The 17,870-nt window shown below is 59.2% G+C and carries 12 protein-coding genes; 4 read left to right on the top strand and 8 right to left on the bottom strand.

All coding sequences use genetic code 11. The features are described from left to right. Nucleotides 1–55: 55 nt before the first annotated feature. Nucleotides 56–1,660, bottom strand: coding sequence for an MFS transporter (locus ACTNB2_RS04410; RefSeq protein WP_441041382.1), 1,605 nt, complete (start codon nucleotides 1,658–1,660; stop codon nucleotides 56–58). Between the two features lie 155 nt (nucleotides 1,661–1,815). On the opposite strand from ACTNB2_RS04410, the gene ACTNB2_RS04405 reads away from it, so the two are divergent. Beyond that, complete coding sequence (locus ACTNB2_RS04405; RefSeq protein WP_441041381.1) at nucleotides 1,816–3,648, top strand: BglG family transcription antiterminator; 1,833 nt, start codon at nucleotides 1,816–1,818, stop codon at nucleotides 3,646–3,648. 125 nt (nucleotides 3,649–3,773) lie between these two features. Here ACTNB2_RS04405 and ACTNB2_RS04400 read toward each other — a convergent pair whose 3' ends face one another. From ACTNB2_RS04400 to ACTNB2_RS04390, 3 genes are all read right to left on the bottom strand, one after another. Beyond that, on the bottom strand, nucleotides 3,774–5,390 hold the full coding sequence (locus ACTNB2_RS04400) for an amidohydrolase (protein ID WP_441041380.1): 1,617 nt from the start codon (nucleotides 5,388–5,390) through the stop codon (nucleotides 3,774–3,776). Between the two features lie 3 nt (nucleotides 5,391–5,393). After that, nucleotides 5,394–7,010 carry an MFS transporter gene (locus ACTNB2_RS04395; protein WP_441041378.1) on the bottom strand — a complete coding sequence of 539 codons (1,617 nt, stop codon included), beginning with the start codon at nucleotides 7,008–7,010 and terminating at the stop codon, nucleotides 5,394–5,396. 250 nt (nucleotides 7,011–7,260) lie between these two features. Next, nucleotides 7,261–7,767 carry a hypothetical protein gene (locus ACTNB2_RS04390; protein WP_441041377.1) on the bottom strand — a complete coding sequence of 169 codons (507 nt, stop codon included), beginning with the start codon at nucleotides 7,765–7,767 and terminating at the stop codon, nucleotides 7,261–7,263. Between the two features lie 512 nt (nucleotides 7,768–8,279). Between ACTNB2_RS04390 and ACTNB2_RS04385 the strand changes: the two genes are divergently transcribed. Beyond that, entirely contained in the window at nucleotides 8,280–9,392 is a 1,113-nt protein-coding gene (locus ACTNB2_RS04385; RefSeq protein ID WP_441041376.1) for a LacI family DNA-binding transcriptional regulator, read from the top strand. 113 nt (nucleotides 9,393–9,505) lie between these two features. Here ACTNB2_RS04385 and ACTNB2_RS04380 read toward each other — a convergent pair whose 3' ends face one another. After that, complete coding sequence (locus ACTNB2_RS04380; protein ID WP_195838603.1) at nucleotides 9,506–10,156, bottom strand: HAD family hydrolase; 651 nt, start codon at nucleotides 10,154–10,156, stop codon at nucleotides 9,506–9,508. 167 nt (nucleotides 10,157–10,323) lie between these two features. Between ACTNB2_RS04380 and ACTNB2_RS04375 the strand changes: the two genes are divergently transcribed. After that, on the top strand, nucleotides 10,324–11,202 hold the full coding sequence (locus tag ACTNB2_RS04375) for a hypothetical protein (protein WP_441041375.1): 879 nt from the start codon (nucleotides 10,324–10,326) through the stop codon (nucleotides 11,200–11,202). Between the two features lie 224 nt (nucleotides 11,203–11,426). On the opposite strand, the gene ACTNB2_RS04370 is transcribed toward ACTNB2_RS04375, so the two are convergent. After that, nucleotides 11,427–13,121 carry an ATP-binding protein gene (locus ACTNB2_RS04370; RefSeq protein ID WP_441041374.1) on the bottom strand — a complete coding sequence of 565 codons (1,695 nt, stop codon included), beginning with the start codon at nucleotides 13,119–13,121 and terminating at the stop codon, nucleotides 11,427–11,429. Between the two features lie 476 nt (nucleotides 13,122–13,597). Here ACTNB2_RS04370 and ACTNB2_RS04365 point away from each other — a divergent pair, with 476 nt between their 5' ends. Beyond that, the gene (locus ACTNB2_RS04365) at nucleotides 13,598–14,581 is read left to right on the top strand and encodes a DNA/RNA non-specific endonuclease (RefSeq protein ID WP_441041372.1); all 984 of its coding nucleotides are present in this window, start codon (nucleotides 13,598–13,600) and stop codon (nucleotides 14,579–14,581) included. 128 nt (nucleotides 14,582–14,709) lie between these two features. Here the strand turns inward: ACTNB2_RS04365 and ACTNB2_RS04360 are convergent, their stop codons facing one another. Then, nucleotides 14,710–16,785: an elongation factor G gene (locus ACTNB2_RS04360; protein ID WP_441041371.1), complete on the bottom strand. Its 2,076-nt coding sequence runs from the start codon at nucleotides 16,783–16,785 to the stop codon at nucleotides 14,710–14,712. A 297-nt stretch (nucleotides 16,786–17,082) separates the two neighbouring features. Next, the gene (locus ACTNB2_RS04355) at nucleotides 17,083–17,832 is read right to left on the bottom strand and encodes an amino acid ABC transporter ATP-binding protein (protein WP_195838601.1); all 750 of its coding nucleotides are present in this window, start codon (nucleotides 17,830–17,832) and stop codon (nucleotides 17,083–17,085) included. Nucleotides 17,833–17,870: the final 38 nt, after the last annotated feature.

The following is a 17,870-nucleotide window of genomic DNA, read 5'->3' as shown; positions in this document are numbered from 1 at the left end:
GCCAAAACCGCCACAAAAGGGACAGGCACCTTTGTGGTGGTTCGATAGGCAACGGCTATGCGCTTTGCTTTGGAAAGGTCGTTGCAAGCGCCGCCGTGGCAAGCCCCGCCACAACGTAAAAAGCGGTGGCTGCGGAGTTCGCACGGACCTCGTCGTTATCTGCCAAGAGCTCCCCTTGCGCCTCGAGCGCAACGTCCATGGATTCCAAGCGCGCCGTAAATGCCGCGTCGCTTTCAAAGGTGTAGACAACCTCTTCGAGCGCCGCCTTGTCTTGCGTGTCGACCATGCCGCTCGCCTCGATGCGCGCATCGAGGCCGGTGTTGACGGCAATAAGCAAAACCGAACCCATGGCGGCGGAGCCCAGCGCAAGGCCGAGATTTCGCGCGGCGCCCTGAATGCCACCCGACTGCTGGGCATCACTCGGCGGTACAGCAGAAGCAACGATGTTGTTGGCCTGCGAGTTCACCAAGCCAACGCCCACGCCGCCAAAGAGCGTACCGACCACCATAATGGGCGTAAGCTCGGACACGCGCACGCCAAACGCCATACTCACGCAGGCGGCGGCCATAAACACATAGCCCACACGAACCACAGACCAGGGCTTGAGCTGCGGGAACTTGCGCGGCACAAACATCGCGAGCACCAGCATGGGCACGCCCGAGATAATGCCCAGGAGCGCGGTCTGCATACCGCCGAGGCCAACCACAAGCTGATAGTACGAAGTGCCCACCAAGCCCTGAGCGCCCATGTAGAAGAACGGCAGGGCAATGGCCACAACGCCGGCTCGAACGGTGGCGTTGCGCACAAAGCTCGACGGCAAAATTGCTATGCCGTGCGTCCGCTCCATCCAACGCTCGACCGGAATCAAAATCACCAGCAACAGTATGCCGACGCCAACGATAGGAAGCGCAGGAGAGACGCACGCGATTGTAAAGGGCGCCTGCGGCAAGGGAGCAAACACGCCCCAAGTCGAGATGCGCGAGAGGCCGTACATAACGGCGAACAATCCCAGAGAGGCAATAACTGCACCCGGCGCGTCAAACTTGCCCGTATGCAGTCCGCCGCCCGTCGGCAGCTTCGCGCTCGCAACGAGTAGGGCCACAAAATAGGCAGCAAGCACGCCAAAGGTCACGCGAAAGCCCGCAACATCGACCAGAATGCCCAGCGCGATGGGAATAATCGTCGCAAGCGCCGCGGACGCAGCGATCACGCCGTACGCTTGCTTGCGTTCCTCCCCCTCGTACAGCATGGACACCATGCCGAGTACCGAAGGGATAATGAGGCTTGCGCCCAGACCGACCATCAATCGGCCGCCCCAAATAAGCAGCTCAATGCTCGGCGAAAACGCACACAGCAGCTCGCCCACCACGGCAAGCACCAATCCGGCGCGGAAATTGCGGCACCACCCGATGACCATGCCGAGCAAACCGCTCGCAAGCATAAAAGTTCCTGCCATAAGCGAATAAACCGTGCTCGCCATCTGAACGTCGGAGAGAGGGCATCCAAACACGCGCATCATCTCGGCCATGGCAACCGAAAACGCGCCGTTATCTGCCGAGGTGCCCACCTGAGCGCATGCCAGCACGATCAACGGCGCCAGACGTGCCAAACGAGAAGGTGCCGCAGGCTCCATCCCCGAACTCGAAACCGCGCGATCCATGCACATCACCATCCGCTTTTTCATTCCGTATATGCGGCAAGGATTTAAAGCCAATCCTTCCCCTACTCATCATAAAAAATGCGTATCATGACAGGTACCACGCTCTTTTCCAGATATACGGCAAATCGAGCTTTCCCGCGATACCAGGAGCCTTCATGAGCATCAATCAACGCCAAGCCAAGCTGTTAAAGATCCTGCTTGGCCAGGCAGGATATATCCCAACGGTCGACGTTTCCGATGCCCTCGCCTGCTCGGAACGCACCGTTCGCAACGACATGCGCGCCGCCAATGCCTTTCTTACCGAAATGGGCATTCATGCGGCCATCGTCTCCAAGCGCGGCAACGGCATCCGTATCGATGGCGACAGCACGCAGCGCGACCAAATCTCGGACATCATCAAGGAACGCTCGCTCTCCATGGACGCCAGCCTCGACCGCTTCTACCGTGGCATGCTGCTGCTCACCTGCGATCACCAGCATCAGTACACCACCAAATCACTCGCCCGTGCCATTCTCACCAACAAGCAGCAAGCGCAGGACGACTTGCGTACGTGGAACGAACTCATGACGCCATTTGGTGCTCAAATCGTGCGCGGTCGCCGCATCGCCGTCGAAGGACCCGAGGAATATATTCGCTTCTTTGTCGTCTACTATCTGTTTGAGCTTGCGTCGACCGCCATGAAGCGCCGCATCGAGCCGCAACTTTTTCGAGGCAACGAACAGTTTTTCAACGACCTTATCGCATACGTCGAGCGCGAGAACCATACGCTCTACACCGACAATGCCCGCCACCAACTTGCCGTCTACCTGCAGATTATGGCCCTGCGCATTCTTAAGGGCAAAGAGGTCGGCGGTTACACCTCGGCGATTCCCGTTGTGTACGACGACGTCGCCAACCGCATTGAACAGCACTTTGGCATCGAGGTCTCCGACAACGAGCGCGGCGTCATCCGTGACCTCTTTACGGTCTCCACACGTCGCTGGACGCCGGAATTCCAGCGCACCTATCAACCCACGCCCGAGGCGGCACGCCTCACCGAGGAGTTATTCTGCGCCCTCGCCGAACGCTTTGGCGCACGGCCGCCGCTCCATCTGGAGAAGCCATGCGCTGCGCTCATCGAAGCGGGGCAAACCCACATGCGCTACGAGCGCGCCATCTCGCTGCCGCAGGAAAACACCTGGACGGTGCGGCACGACAACATGGCCTCGTTCATGCGCCTGTCCGAGGTGCTGCGCGACGCCCCCGACCTGTCCGGGCTGAATCTATACCAGACCGATGTGACGCGTCTGGCAATGCTTTTGCTCTCGTATATGGACGGCCTGTCCTCGCACGACCAATGGCGTGTCGGACTCGTGGTCAACTGCGGCATTGAGCAGGTCTTCTATGCACGTGATCGACTCGAGCGACTCATTCCCTGCATGCGAGTCGCACGCGTGCTGACCGAAACAGAAGTCGCCGAGATTGAATCAGACCCCAGGCACAGCAGCCTCGACTTCCTGGTCTCATTCGACCCCATCAAAACGACGCTTCCACTCTGCGTGCTGAGCAATGCCATCGATGACGCCGATCGCAGCCGCATCGAGCTGCTGCTCATGAAGCTTGGATGCCCCCACGCACTCGACGACGCCCCGCTTGCCGGCGGCCTTCCCGAGCGCGAGCTCGATATTTCGCACGCGCGCATGCTCACGCGGACCCTTCACGCGGCACTCATCGAAGACGGGCTCTGGCGCGGCACGCTCTCCGACTTCTCAAGCGTCTTCGAGATGTTCTCCTTTACACGAGGACCGTGGCTCTTGCTGACCGTTTGTTCCCAAGACGTCGCCCAAACTGGAGCCGTGCATTACCGCGTGGAAACGCGCGTCGGCTTTACCGGCGACCGACTGCAACATATCCTGGTGCTCTGCGTCGCCCCGGGCGACGAGCGCATCCTTACTCCAGCTACGCAGCGCTTCCGAGAGCTCGCCTCCGATGCCGGCCTTGGGCGGTAAGCCGCCCAAACGCCTGTCGCGCGAACTCAAGCAAACTATCCCAAACCCTTAAACGCAAAGGACCCGTCGCCGCCCCTGCAGCCACGGGCCCTTCTCTATCGTCTTCGGTCTAGGCCACAGCGAAGCTAATTACGAGCCCAGACGGTCTCGCCCTCTTTGACCGTCTCGAGAACGCGAAGGTTGCGCACCTCATCGAGCTCAATCTTGAGCGGGTTCTTCTCGACAACGCAGAAGTCGGCCAACTTACCAGCCTCGAGCGTGCCCTTGCGGTCGAGCTCGCCATACTGGAAAGCGCCGTTGACCGTGATGGCCTTCAGGCCCTCGTACACGCTGATCTTCTGATCCTCGTCCAGCTGAGCGCCGCCCTTGGTGACGCGCTTGGCGGCACACCACACGGCCTCAAAGAAGTTGGGGCGCAGCACCGGCGTGTCGGTGTGGAAGGTAAACGGCAGGCCGCACTCCAGAGCGTCATGGCAGGCGGACACACGTCCACCGCGCACGGGCCCAAAGTTCTTAAGATGCACGTCGGCCCAGTACCAGATATGGCTTGCGAAGATCGACGGGATCATGTTGATCTCTGCCATCTGCTCATACTGGTCACGGCGGGCGGTCTGGCAGTGAATCATGACCGGATGCAGGCTAGCCTTATCCGGGTTGGGCGAATCCTCCAGCGCACGTTTGTACACGCGCAGATACTGGTCGGCAGCAGCATCGCCGTTGGTATGGGCAAGCAGCTGATGGTTGCCGTCAATGGCCTTGCGAATAAAGTCGTACGCTGCTTTGTCGGTCATGGTGCCATAGCCACAATAGCCCTCGCCCTCGTCGCCGGGAGCATAGGGCTCGGTCATCCAAGCCGTGCGACCCTGCGGAGAACCGTCAAAGAACATCTTGAGGCCACCGATGCGGAAATGATTGGTGTAGTCCTGCGAAACGAAAGACTCGTGGTCGGCCAAGATCTTGTCGACATCCTCGCCATACATGGGATAGCTCACGACGTCCATCTTGAGCAGGCCCTTGCTCGCAAGGCCGCAGAACAGCGCCGCAAAGTCGGCAGTGGTAGCGCCCTCCTGGCAGGTGGTAATGCCGTTCTCCAAATAGATGTCCTGCATCTCGCCAATCATGGCATCCATGTCCATCTTCTGGCGCGGCTGAGTCGCGGCGAAGACCGGCCACATTGCGCCTGGCTCCTCGCAGTAGCCGTCCGGAGTGCCATCAGCCTCGCGACCATACCGACCTCCCTCGGGGTCTGGGGTCTCGGCGGTAATGCCGGCAAGCTCCAGCAGCTTGGTGTTGGCAACAACCATGTGGCTCGAGGCGTGCACGGCGATAACCGGGATGCTCTCGCTCACGCGGTCGAGCACGTGACGGTTAGGGTGCTCATGCTCGGCCAGCGAATTCTGGTCGTAGGACACGCCCATGATCACGCCGTCCTCGCCAATGCCGCGCTGCTCCGCAAAAGCGGCAAGGCGCTCGACGATCTCGTCGAAGTCAGTCGCACCATTAAGATCGGTAGCGACCAGATACTGCGTGCAGCCCGAAATGTGGCTATGGGGATCGATCAGGCCAGGCATGAGGCAGGCACCGTCAAGGTCAATTTCCTCGGCGCCATCTGCCTGAGCGCGGGCTTCCTCGAGCGAACCGGTAAATGCGATGGTGCCTTCATCTGCGACCAGCAGGGCCTCAAAGGTATCGCCCTCGCCCGTCATGGGAACAAAGTCGCCGTTAAAGTACAGCTTCTTCATGTCCTACTCCTCTTCTTTGGAGAACTTCTTGATGGCAGGAGTGGTGGCCAGACCAAGCACGATGATGGCGGCACCCACGTAGTATGCGAAACGAGTGGAGTTGAAGCGAGACTGAGCGTTGATCTCGATCAGCGCATCGCGCTCCTCGTCGGTCATCTCAATGTCCTGGATAGAGGCGCTAAAGTTCTCGTCGCTCATAAGGTCGACGGTGCGCTCGGACAGGGCGGAAACGGTAGCCTCGGAAACGCGAGAATCGTTAACGGCTGCATCCTTAACGGAGTTGGTGATACCAAAGAGCAGCACGGCGCCCAGCAGAGCAATGCCGATGGCCTGGCCAACGTTTCGCATGGTGGTCTGGATGCCACCGGACTGGGAGGCGTCGCGCTCGTTGACAGCGAGGGCAACGACGTTGTTGGCCTGAGAGGAAACAATACCCGCGCCAGAACCGGCAACAACGCTGCCGACCATAATGCCCACATAGGAAGCGCCGTCGAGCGTCACGGAGAAAGCCATCACAACAAGAGCTGCAGCCATGACGATATAGCCGATCTGAATGATGTGACGGGGGTTGGCCTTGGGCATGAACTTAGGAATGCCGATGGAGAAGGCAAAGGTAGGGATACCCACGACGATGGAAAGAACACCGACAATGGCGGGAGTCCAACCGGCGACGAGCTGCAGATAGGGAGCCATCAGGATGGACTGGACGCCCATGAAGAAGAAGGTGATGGCAGAGGCAGCAAGGCCGGCGAGCACCTGCGGGGTCTTAAGGAAGGACTGGGGAAGCAGCGCGAAGCCGTTCTTCTCCTCGACCTTCTTCTCGACGTTGATCATAACGATGAGGATGACAACGCCCAGGATAGCCATGGGCAGGCAGGGGGAGATGCCGGCAATGGTGAACGGGCAAGCAGCGAAGGGCTCAATGAGACCCCAGGCCGAAATGCGAGAGACGCCAACCAGGAACAGGAACAAACCGGCTGCAGAAAGGGCGACGCCAATGCCGTCGAACTTGAGCTTCTCATCATTCTGCTCAATCTCGGGTAACTTAAAGGAAAGCAGGAACACGAGCACAAAGTAGGCAGCAAGAACAAAGAACGTCACGCGCATGCCAGCGGCCATAAGCACAATGGACAGTACCAGCGGCAAGAGGGCAGAAAGGCCCGAAGCAGCACCGATGCAACCGAATGCGAGCATGCGGTTCTTGCCGTGATAAATCTTGGGAACGAGGCCCAGGACCGAGGGAATCATGAACGAAGCGCCAAAGCCCACAAGGGTACGGCCGCCCCAAATGAAGATAGCCATGTTGGGAGACATGGCGAGCACGACCTCGCCGGCGGCGCACAGCAGGGCGCCCATGCGGAAGTTCTTCTTCCAGCCGATGATGGTGCCCATCATGCCACCGGCGATCATGAAGGCGCCGGCCATGAGGGAGTAGACCATGTTGGCGAGCTGGATGTCGGCGGTGGTGGCGCCGAGGTCCTGCGTCAGGGCGGTTGCGGCGAGCGAAAGGGCGCCGTTATCGCCCGAAGTGCCCATCTGGGCCAGGATCAGAACGAGAACGGGGAGAAGCATAAACTTCTCGGCACCCTTCTCCTCTGCCACAGCTTTAGCTTTAGCCATGTGTTGGTTCCTTTCTTTTCCGTTTCACGCGGGCACTGAACCCCTTTGGACCCGCGCGTCTTATCGAGGCAAATATAGGGCGGGGTGCAAGAAGGACGGCATCAGAGCCATTGCCGCAGATACGGCAATGGCTCTGATGCCGACAGAGAACGATCTGGTTTTTCGTCATTTCGTCCACAAAAAGCAAAACGGCCGGTCCCCTTTTTGGGGCCGGCCGTTTGAGAGAGCTTGTTTGGGCATCGGGCGGAGCCTAGGCCGCAGCAGCGGGATTTGCAGCTTCGACGCCCGCGGTGGTAGCGCCGATAACAACATAGCCGCTCACACAACCGGCGATGGAGCACATAACGCCCTTAAAGATCATCATGCCCGTGCGCGAAAGCGGCAGCGGGAGCACAAAGCTGCAAAGCCATGCAAGCGGCGTGACGACCGCAAGTGCGATGACGCCGACAATGACCGACAGAGGGATAGCCTTTTCGGGCAGCTTGGCCAGCCAGCCGTAACCTTCAGAATTGCCCAGGTAAACACCCTTGTTGAAATCCATCTTAGTCAGCGGAACCACGCACCAGGTCAGAATGAGACCAAGCAGGGCGCCTGTCAGCGCAATCTCCTCGACAACCTTGCCGGCGGCAAAAGTAATATCGGCGTCTCCTACGTGCGTGCCCATAAAGACGAGCGCGTTGACGATGCCGTTGACGATGCCGTAACCGACGATACATTTGTTCTTAAGATAGCCCTGGTAGTCCTTTGCGACGGCCATGCGCCCTCCTCGATTTCGCGGTGTGATTTGAGTGGGGCACAGTGTATCCTCGCGCATCGCATGCGCTGACCAGAAGGATTGCCGCATCTGCGGAAACAAGTTCATCCAAACCGCCACAAAGGGGACAGACGCCTTCGTGGTGGTTCGGGTGTCTGGCAACAAGCTCCGCCGAAACGTCTCAATCTGTAACATCTGGGGCGCCGAAAGAGGGCCTGCTGTTACAGATCGAGATTTTCCGCCCGGCCCCGGCGATCTGTCTCAATCTGTAACAGGTAGGTCTTGGTTTGTCGTCCAGATGTTACAGATCGAGACAATTGAATGGCCAGGCAACGCGACCACCGCAAAGGAGGCAGCACACTGCGCCACCCTTGCGGTGGTTTGGTCTGGGCTCCGGCGTTTCCCCAGATAAAACCTGCCAAAATAAACCTGTCCCTAATTGGCAGGTTTTGACACCCTAGGGACGGGCGATGCTACAATCTGGCTTGTACTTGAAACGCATCAAAGGGGCCGCTATGGCAAAGGTAAAAATCAGCGACGTCGCGCGCGAGGCAGGGGTCTCGCTGGGCACGGTATCCAACGCGCTCAACCATCCCGAAAAGCTGCGCCCCGAGACCCTCAAACTCATCAACGAGACCATCAATCGCCTTGGCTACCTGCCCAACCAAAGCGCCCGCCAGCTCGCAGGAGGCACCACCAAGTCCTTTGGCCTGGTCCTCCCCCGTCTCGACCACGGCTTCTCGCTCCAAATTGCCAGCGGCGCCCATAACGAGGCTCGCAAGCACGGTTACGACCTGCTCATCGCCAACGCCGATAACGACGATATTCTCGAAGACCATTACCTGCGCTACTTTATGGGCACGCAGATGTCCGGCGTCATGGTTCAGCCCATGGCATCCCCCGACTGGCACCCCGCCATGGCCAAGATGCCCGTGCCGATTGTCCATCTGGACATCCACTGTTCCGAGCCCGGTTACTACGTGGCCGCCGATAACGAGGCACAGGGACGCATTATCGCCGAGCTCGCCATTGCCCGCGGCGCACGCCATATCACCGTTGTGGGCAGAGCGGCATTTATGCAGCTCACCCTGCGCGTGCTTGGCATTCACAAGGCCCTCGCCCTTCATCCCGACATCAAAATTGAGGTCATTGACGCCGGAGAATGGAATACCGCTGCCGACGGTTACGGCATCGGCGCCCAGATTGCCGAGCGCTCTGCTGACGAGCGTCCGGATTTTGTCATCGGCCTAACCGACGTATTAGCCTCGGGTGTTATCTCGGCGTTGATCGACAAAGGCATCTCCGTCCCCAAGCAAGTTCGCGTGGCCGGCTGCGACGGCAACCCGCTTGCATGGAGCGGGTCGGTCCCTCTCACCACAGTGGCACCGCCGGGTTACGAAATTGGCCGCAAGGGCGTGCAGCTGCTCGTGGAGCAAATCGAGAACAAGGCGCCGACAAAAACCAAACGCGTCCGTATCGGCTCCGCCGCACGCACCGTCACCGAGGTCACAGCCGCCGAGGACATCAACCGTCAGGAACTCGTGCGGCCGTTCCTCTTAGAGCGCGCCAGTACCCAGGCGAGCAGCCAAGCCGAAGCCACCGCCATCAACCTGGGCGCGTATCTATAGCACGTCGACCAGTATGCCAAAACGCAGCTTAAGCATAAGAGGCCCGGCCATTGCCGGACCCCTTATGCTTAAGCGTAAATGTGGGCAATTGCCCGTTTCAACGCCGCAGCTGTCTAGCGCACGGCCTTGACCGCCTCCGTAAGGTCGAACAGCGTATCGAGCACGGCCTCGCAGCCATCCACCACATTCTGCGGCAGCGGCACAATGTCGGGGACGGCAAAGACATGGCAGCCGGCCGTAATACCCGAGACGCAGCCGTTGCGCGAATCCTCGACCACAGCGCATTCCTCGGGAGCAAAGCCCGCGCGCTCGCAGGCAAGCAGATACATCTCGGGGTCGGGCTTGCCGTGCACGACGTCCTCGCCGCAGGTCACCGTCTCAAACTTGTCAAAAAGGCCGACCATCTTAAGGTTGCGCTCGGCCGTAGCGAGGCGCGACGACGTCGCTAGACCCACGTGATAGCCCGCAGCCAGCAGCTCGTCGAGGCACTCGGCGGCACCGGCCTTAAGCTCCAAATCGGTCTTGACCATCTCGTCGCGAATCTCCTTGTGGCGAACATAGATCGCCTCGGTGGTTTCATGGCTGCCGTAATGCTTATCAAGGATGTCCATGACATCGGGCAGAGTGCGGCCGATAAACTGATGGATCAGCGCATCATCAATCGCGACCCCCAGCTCGGCAGCGCCCGCCTTCCATGCCTTGATGCCCAAACGCTCGGTATCGACCAGCGTTCCGTCCATGTCAAAAATTACAGTCTTGATCATATCGGTCCCCTCACCGGATTGCATTACGGCCACTCTAGCGCACTTTACAAACTTGTATATAACGTATATAGCATATTGCACTATCGTTACATAGCCAGAAGTCATATGACGAGCAGTCCGATAGGATTATAGTTTTCGACCGAGTACTCAATGGTAAGGATTGTTTTATGCTTTCAGACACTACCGCACCTGCAAAGGAGCTTCAGGACAAACTCGCGGCGCTCGAACAGCTGCTTTTGGCATACGGACGCGTCGCCATCGGCTTTTCCGGTGGCGTCGACAGCAGCTTTTTGGCCGCGGTCTGCGCCCGCATCATGCCTGCCAGCACGCTTCTCGTTCACCTCACCACGCCGCTCATCGGCACGCCCGAACAGACCTCGTTTGAGCGATCCGTTGACAGGCAAACCAATGAGGGACCGCATTTTAAGCTCCCCGTGCTCAATCTTTCGGTCGATCAGCTGCAGCTCCCCCAAGTAGCCTGCAACGACGCCAACCGTTGCTACCACTGCAAGCACGCCGGCTTTACCGCCATCGTCAACCACGCTAAGTCGCTCGGCTTTCCCACCGTCATCGATGGCAGCAATGCAAGCGATCGCGGTGACTACCGTCCCGGCATGCGCGCTGCCAAAGAGCTCGGCGTACGCTCCCCTCTTATGGAGGTCGGCTTTACCAAGGACGAAGAGCGCGAGCTGCTGCGCGCATGGGGCTATCCCGTTTGGAACCTGCCGGCGGGAGCCTGTCTTGCCACGCGCGTCCCCACAGGCGAGGAGCTTACGCATGAGAAGGTCGATTTAATCCGCGCCTGCGAGGACTACCTGCACAATCTTGGTCTGTCGCAGGTTCGCGCGCGCTTGGTCGGCGGCCGCATGCATATCGAAGCCGTTCCCGCAGATGTCGCCAAGATTGCCGCTCTCGGCGGTGCTACCGTCAATGCCGAGGGCAAGACCCCGCTGCCCGCCGTCATCGAGTCCGCGCTGCGCGAGCTGGGCTGCAGCCACATCTCCCCCGAAGTCACCCCCTACATCCACGGCAACATGAATCAGTAGCGCATCCCGAAGAGTTGCGGTGGAATAGTTCCTGTTTTGCGGCCCATCGGGCCCAAACAGGAACTATTCCACCGCAACTTCGTTTGGCGGGCATTAACCCGCAGACCTGCCAATAAGGGACAGGTTTGTTTTGGCAGGTTTTATCTTGGGAAAATATCGCGAGGCAGTCGCCCCTCTAGCACCCATCAAACTTCGAGAGACGATAGAGGGGCATTCGGCTGCATCTACTTCTTCCGATAGCGGCGGTTGCGGCTCGTCGATGAACCCATTACTTCGATGAGCCCTTTATCCGCCATTTTTGGCAGATGGTAGCGGACGGACGAAATTTTGACCCCCGATGCAACCGCTATTTCTCGCGCCGTCATATCCACTTCGGCGCTGAGAGCCTCCAGGATCCTATCCGCCGTCGAAGCTGACGGTTCTCTGCTCATATCGATAATCTCAAACGTGTCTTTGCCACATTTTGACAGGACATGTTTATCGACAAGATCCCCGCAGATCAGGCGAATGTCATCCGAATCCCACTTCAGGGCCTCTCGTATTTTTTGAACATCGCATACGCACCCATGCTCCCGCATAAACATGAGCAATGTTTCCTCGCGATCCGTCAGCTCGGTGCCCACATGGCTCTGAATCCACGTGCGGTTTTCAGCAAGCTCCGCCCCGTGCCGGGAAAGCAGCACCGTAAACGAATCGGCCTTAACGATAAATTTCGGCCTTCCAAGCGAACGAGACTCCATCTCGCGAATCATAGCCGGGATACCAGATCCCTGGCTTTCTGCAACGGCCCCCTCGGCATGCTCTAACGGCGTCGCCCCCATTAGGCTCATGAGCTTTGGGTTTCGGCAGCGCGATTCCCCGTCTGCAAGATTGTCCACCGTCTTTCCGCCCCAAAGCCCACCGGGGTTTTTGATCTCTATTCTGTCTGGATAGATATCGACACTCACTGCCTGCCCCACAAACATGGGCGAATATTCTCGATGGATGCAGGCATTTGCCAAGGCCTCGCGCAAAACCTCCTGGGGAACTTCCCAATCCTCCCTTCTGCCAGCGCCTTGCACTATCGTCGCTTTGCGCAAGTTTCGTCCAATCGCGGCAAGGGCATCTTCGATGCAAGCCGGAATCGGGCCATCGCACAACTGGCGGTCAATAAACCGGGGTTGCCCGGGTGCAGATTTTTCCACATCGGAATGAACGGCGACATCGATCATCAGTTTGGGATAGAACTGCTGGGGGTAAATTCCCGCCGACAGAAGCCCCGCGAGCTTCACGGCGCCATCCTTTGTGGTGATATTGAGTCTGACCAGCTGCTTTTCCAGCGTATCGGCCCCGCGCAAAACGCGCGGGGTCTGCAGCCGGCGATTTGCGATAATAGACCGCACGACATCTGGATCCAAATCCTCGACCGTTGCCTCCGAAACCACCGTACCGTCTGCATCGCTCGGAAGCAACGCGCTCTGCAGCTCATATAGCTCAGCGGGTGACATCTTGATATCTTTATCATCCACGCGCTTGTAGCTACCGTTCTGCACGCCGCGCGCGCCGATATAGCAAGGCTTCGCTTTAAGCTCAAGTTCAAAGATGCGCACCAGAAGCACCTGGAGCCCGTCAACCTCGCCTCGATCAAGCTCGTACCGCGGCGCATGGGTCACCACCGCCGCTGAGCCTCCGTCTCCGATACCCGAAACAAACTGATCGCGCACCCTATCGATAGCAAAGTGAGCCGAAGGAACAAATCCTTCGGCTTCGTTCAGGCCCAAAATAATGAGCCCACCCGCAGTGTTCGCAAAAGCGCTCACTGTCTCCCATACGTCTGCGCTCAATTTATTCGTGCAGGCTTTAACTTCTACCGATGCGTCATCAGTCCCCCGCCTGCGAAGACGCTCAACAATAAGGCCAAGAGGTTCATCCAGCAGCATTGGCATTCCGTCTCTCTAAAACGATAGATTTATCTCTCTAAAGTATAGTATATCTCTCTAACTTTAGAGAGATAGGCATCTTATTTTAGAGAGAAATTTAGAGAGATGCATCAAATTCACTGCTAGATTTCCTAATGTTATCTCTTTAACTGACCTTCTCTTTAAAGAGATATTTAGAGAGACGAGCGCAATCTCTCTAATCAAGGGCTCCACTCTTTAAGGTGCACACTTCCTAACCGTGCCCTAAGTTGCGGTGAAATAACTCACGATTAGCCTGCCAAAAAGGGACAGGTTTATTTTGGTAGGTTTTATCTGGGGAAACTCCGAATAGCCCCACATGCATAACCGCTGCAGCTCCATATGAGGCAAATGAATCCGTAGCGTTTGTCCCAAATCTTAAGTATTTGTTCGACAGAACGGCCCCTGCCGGCTCCTGCTAGACTGGTAGACTCCCAACCGTCCGTCCAGGAGTCACCATGTCGCGCAAGTCCGCCTACAAGCAAGCACTTTCTATCGGCACCGCTGTGGTGCTGGGATTTGCGCTGTTTACGGGATCGCTCGACGGGGCGCCCAGACTGCTCTCGCCGCAAAGCGATGAACAGGCGGCAGCTCTGGCCGAAAAACAAAACGAGAGTCCCAGCCGCACCGACGACGAGGCAGACCTGGTTGCCCGGCTCGAATCGGGAACAGTGAGCTCTTCAGACCCTCAAAACAGCCAGGACTCTGGCGATGGCTCTGAATCCGCCGCAACCGGCACCGGTGACGACACTTCCGCGGACAGCGCCGCCACCCCCATCGACGAGGTCGAAAACCCCAATCTCGACCGCGCCCGCGGCGTATACCTCAGCAGCATTCCTGACTACGCGGGTAACCCCTATGTTGCCCTGCGAGCCGACAGCACGCACCCGTTGGGCACACCATCATTCACGCTCGATGAATACGAGCACGCCGCCGAAGAGGGCTGCTTTAAGAAGTTCTCCAAGCTCGACAGCCTGGGCCGCACCCGCAAAGCGCTCGCTTGCGTGGGCCCCGAATCGCTCGGTCAAGGCGAGCGCGGCGATATCTCGCGTATCCATCCCGCCGGATGGCGCCAGCAGCGCTACGACTTTATTCCGGGCCAGAGCCTCTACAATCGCTGTCACCTCATCGCCTGGTCGCTCTGCGGCGAAAACGCCAACCGCAAGAATCTCCTCACCGGCACGCGTTATCTCAACGAAACGGGCATGCTGCCATTTGAGGAGCAGATTCTCGGCTACATCCGCGAGACGGGCAACCATGTGCTCTACCGTGTCACGCCCATGTACAACGAAGAGGAACTCGTCTGCCGTGGCGTGCGTCTTGAGGCGCAATCGGTCGAGGACCACGGCAAGACCCTGTGCTTCCACGTGTACTGCTACAACCTGCAGCCGCATGTGCAGATCGACTACGCTACCGGCCGCAATCAGGCCTCGGGAGACTAGGGCCGGCCAAGCTGCCCCAAAACTTAAAATGGACCGTTTTCCTCCATCCCCCAGGGATCAAAAAGGGCCGCCTGGATTGCCCAGAGCGGCCCTTGCATCGGCATGTATGTTACAGACAACGCCCAACGCTACTTGGCACGGCCCTCCTCATAGCGCTCGACCAGCTTGGCCTGAACGTCATAAGGCACCTGCTCATAGCCCGCAGGCTTCATGGTAAAGTCGCCCGTGCCGCGCGTGATGGAGCGCAGACGCGTCGAGTAATCCGTCAGCTCGGCGAGAGGCGCCTGAGCGATGACCACGGTGTCTCCGCGCTCATCGGTCTCCATACCCGTCACGCGACCGCGCGAGGCCGAGATGTCGCCCATCACGGCGCCGGCGTAGCTCTCGGGAATAGTCACCGTGATTTCCTCGATGGGCTCCAGCACCACCGGGTCGGCGTCGGCGCATGCCTTGCGCAGGCCGATGCGAGCCGCCGCGCGGAACGCCATCTCGTTGGAGTCGACGCTGTGATACGAGCCGTCGTACACAGCTACGCGAATGCCCGTAAGCGGGTAGCCGGCAATGATGCCGTCCTTCATGGTCTCCTGAACGCCCTTGTCCACGGCAGGGATCAGCGAGCGCGGAATGCGGCCGCCTACGACCTCGTCCACAAACTCATAGCCGTCGCTCGTACCGTCGGGCCCAACGAGCGGCTCTACGCGCAGCCAGCAGTCACCATACTGTCCGGCGCCGCCGGTCTGCTTCTTGTGGCGGCCCTGGGCAGTTGCCGTGCGGCGAATGGTCTCGCGATACGGGATGCGAATCGGCACGCTCTTGGCCGCGACCTTGGTACGGTCCTCAAGACGATTGAGCAGGACCGAAACCTGCGCCTCGCCCACCGCCGAAATGATGGTCTGGCCGGTCTCCTCGTCGCGGTCGATGCTCATGGTCGGATCGGCCTTGCATGCCTTCTCGATAAACGTGTAGAGCTTCTCTTCGTCGCCGCGATTCTCGGCCTCGATGGCGATGCGGTACTGCGAGTTGGGGAACTTAAACGCCGCAGCCTCGACCTTGCCGGTAATCGAGAGCGTATCGCCCGTCTCGGCCGCCAGCTTGGGCGCCACGATGATATCGCCGGCATAGGCGTGACCGACCTCGGTCATGTCGCGGCCGCACATCACATACAGGTGAGCCAGACGATCGCTCTTGCGGGTGCGCGCGTTGATCAGCTCAAGGCCCGGCTCAAGCGTGCCCGTCAGCACCTTGATGAAGCTGATGCGACCCTGCTGAGGATCGGCCAGGGTCTTAAACACAAACGCCACCGGGCGGTCATCGTCGCTCGAGATCTTGAGCGAATCACCGTCGATGAGCGGCATTTCACCATAGTCGGTCGGCGCCGGGAAGTACGTGGCGATGTCGTCCATCAGCGAGTTGACGCCCTGCTCCTTAATGCAATCGCCCGCAAAGACCGGCACAAAGATGCGCTCGGCGATCGCCTTCGACAGCAGGCCTTCAAGCTCCTCCTGCGTCAGCGTCTCCTCGCCTTCCAAGTACTTCATCATCAGTTCGTCGTCAGCCTCGGACACCAGCTCGCACAGATGGTCATGGGCCTCCTCGGCCTGGGCACGATACTCCTCGGGAATCTCCGACTCAACGGCTTCGGCGCCGTTGCAATGGCGCGCCTTCATGCGCACCAGGTCAATGATACCGTCAAAGTCCTCGCCCTCGCCCCAGGGAAGGGTCACGGCGCCCAGGCGCGTGCCAAAGCGCTCCTGCAGCAGGTCCATCGTGGTCGCAAAGCTGGCCTCGGAGCGCGACAGGCGGTTTACGAACACCGCACGCGCCAGACGCAAGTCCTCGGCGGCATACCAGAGCTTAACCGTCGTAGGCTGCGGGCCGGCCTCGGCGTCGACCACAAACAGAGCCGTCTCGCAGACGCTCATCGCGGCAAAGGCGTCGCCGATAAAATCGGGGTAGCACGGGGCATCGAGCACATTGATGCGCGCACCCTTCCAGTCGATCGGCGCAATGGTCGTCGAGATGGAAAACGCACGCTTGACCTCTTCGGGGTCATAGTCGAGCGTGGGCTTGGTGCCGTCGTGGCCGCCCAGGCGGGCGGTCTTGCCGGAAAGGTGGAGCATGGCCTCGGCGAGTGAAGTCTTGCCCACCCCACCTTGGCCTACGAGCACCACGTTCCTTACGTTACCGGTCTTGGGAGCACCCATGATGACCTCCTTGCAGGGCCGCGCGCAATGCGCGACGCCAACGGGGAGAGTTCGCGGTCGATGCCGTCCCGGGAGCAGCATGGTCGGCAGCCGATCCGGCTCACCCTCCAAATGTCCTATGCCACCACCCTACCCTCGCGGGCGACTGTCCATGCACACCTTTCGGCGCACGTATGAATACGGGCGGCGAGAGGAGGGGGCAAACGCCTGAGGCGGTTATTAAGTCCCATCGGCGCAAATAAAAACCGCCGCAGGCCATAAGACCTGCAGCGGTTTCGCCTCAATGTCTACTTGAGCCTAGCCCTCGATACGGCTCAGGAACTCGCGCGTTCGCCGTTCGCGCGGATGGCCGATAACCTGCTCGGCAGGACCCTCCTCGACAATGCGACCGCCGTCCATAAAGACCACGCGATCGGCAACATCGCGCGCAAACTGCATCGCATGGGTCACGATCACCATCGTCATATTCTGCGCGGCAAGGTCTTTAATGACGCGCAGCACCTCGGCCGTTAGCTCGGGATCGAGTGCCGAGGTCGGCTCATCGAAGAACAAGATCTCTGGATCGAGCGCCAAGGCGCGCGCAATACTCACACGTTGCTGCTGACCGCCCGAAAGCTCGCATGGCACCTTGTTCTCGTTGCCCGTAAGCCCCATCTGCGCGATCAACTCACGCGCACGTGCTTCGACCTGCTCGCGCGGGCGCTTGAGCACGCGGATCGGAGCGTCGGTAATGTTTTTCATCACGGTATAGTGCGGGAACAAATTGTAGTTCTGAAACACCAGGCCAAAGCGCGAGCGCGCCTGCTTGGGCACATCGCCTTTCGCATACACCGTGCCCGATCCCGCATCCGTCGCAACGGCTAGATCACCAAACGAAAGCGAGCCGCCGTCAAGCGTCTCGAGCAGCGTGGCGCAGCGCAACAGCGTTGACTTACCGCCGCCCGAAGGTCCGATAATCGCCACGACCTCGCCGCGCTTTACCTCGAGCGAGATATCCTTGAGCACCTCATTGCCACCAAACGCCTTGCGCGCGCTCGTTATATTCATTACCGTTCCGGACACGGGAACCTCCATGTGTTTGAAAA

Origin of the sequence: Collinsella sp. HCP28S3_G2, assembly GCF_052065125.1 — a bacterium.
GTDB lineage: Bacteria > Actinomycetota > Coriobacteriia > Coriobacteriales > Coriobacteriaceae > Collinsella.
This window is presented reverse-complemented; position numbering and strand designations above follow the sequence as displayed.

Bases quoted from the DNA above. Each gene is read 5' to 3' on its own strand.
- ACTNB2_RS04410 (WP_441041382.1), bottom strand. From the start codon at position 1,660: ATGGATCGCGCGGTTTCGAGTTCGGGGATGGAGCCTGCGGCACCTTCT.
- ACTNB2_RS04405 (WP_441041381.1), top strand. From the start codon at position 1,816: ATGAGCATCAATCAACGCCAAGCCAAGCTGTTAAAGATCCTGCTTGGC.
- ACTNB2_RS04400 (WP_441041380.1), bottom strand. From the start codon at position 5,390: ATGAAGAAGCTGTACTTTAACGGCGACTTTGTTCCCATGACGGGCGAG.
- ACTNB2_RS04395 (WP_441041378.1), bottom strand. From the start codon at position 7,010: ATGGCTAAAGCTAAAGCTGTGGCAGAGGAGAAGGGTGCCGAGAAGTTT.
- ACTNB2_RS04390 (WP_441041377.1), bottom strand. From the start codon at position 7,767: ATGGCCGTCGCAAAGGACTACCAGGGCTATCTTAAGAACAAATGTATC.
- ACTNB2_RS04385 (WP_441041376.1), top strand. From the start codon at position 8,280: ATGGCAAAGGTAAAAATCAGCGACGTCGCGCGCGAGGCAGGGGTCTCG.
- ACTNB2_RS04380 (WP_195838603.1), bottom strand. From the start codon at position 10,156: ATGATCAAGACTGTAATTTTTGACATGGACGGAACGCTGGTCGATACC.
- ACTNB2_RS04375 (WP_441041375.1), top strand. From the start codon at position 10,324: ATGCTTTCAGACACTACCGCACCTGCAAAGGAGCTTCAGGACAAACTC.
- ACTNB2_RS04370 (WP_441041374.1), bottom strand. From the start codon at position 13,121: ATGCTGCTGGATGAACCTCTTGGCCTTATTGTTGAGCGTCTTCGCAGG.
- ACTNB2_RS04365 (WP_441041372.1), top strand. From the start codon at position 13,598: ATGTCGCGCAAGTCCGCCTACAAGCAAGCACTTTCTATCGGCACCGCT.
- ACTNB2_RS04360 (WP_441041371.1), bottom strand. From the start codon at position 16,785: ATGGGTGCTCCCAAGACCGGTAACGTAAGGAACGTGGTGCTCGTAGGC.
- ACTNB2_RS04355 (WP_195838601.1), bottom strand. From the start codon at position 17,832: ATGAATATAACGAGCGCGCGCAAGGCGTTTGGTGGCAATGAGGTGCTC.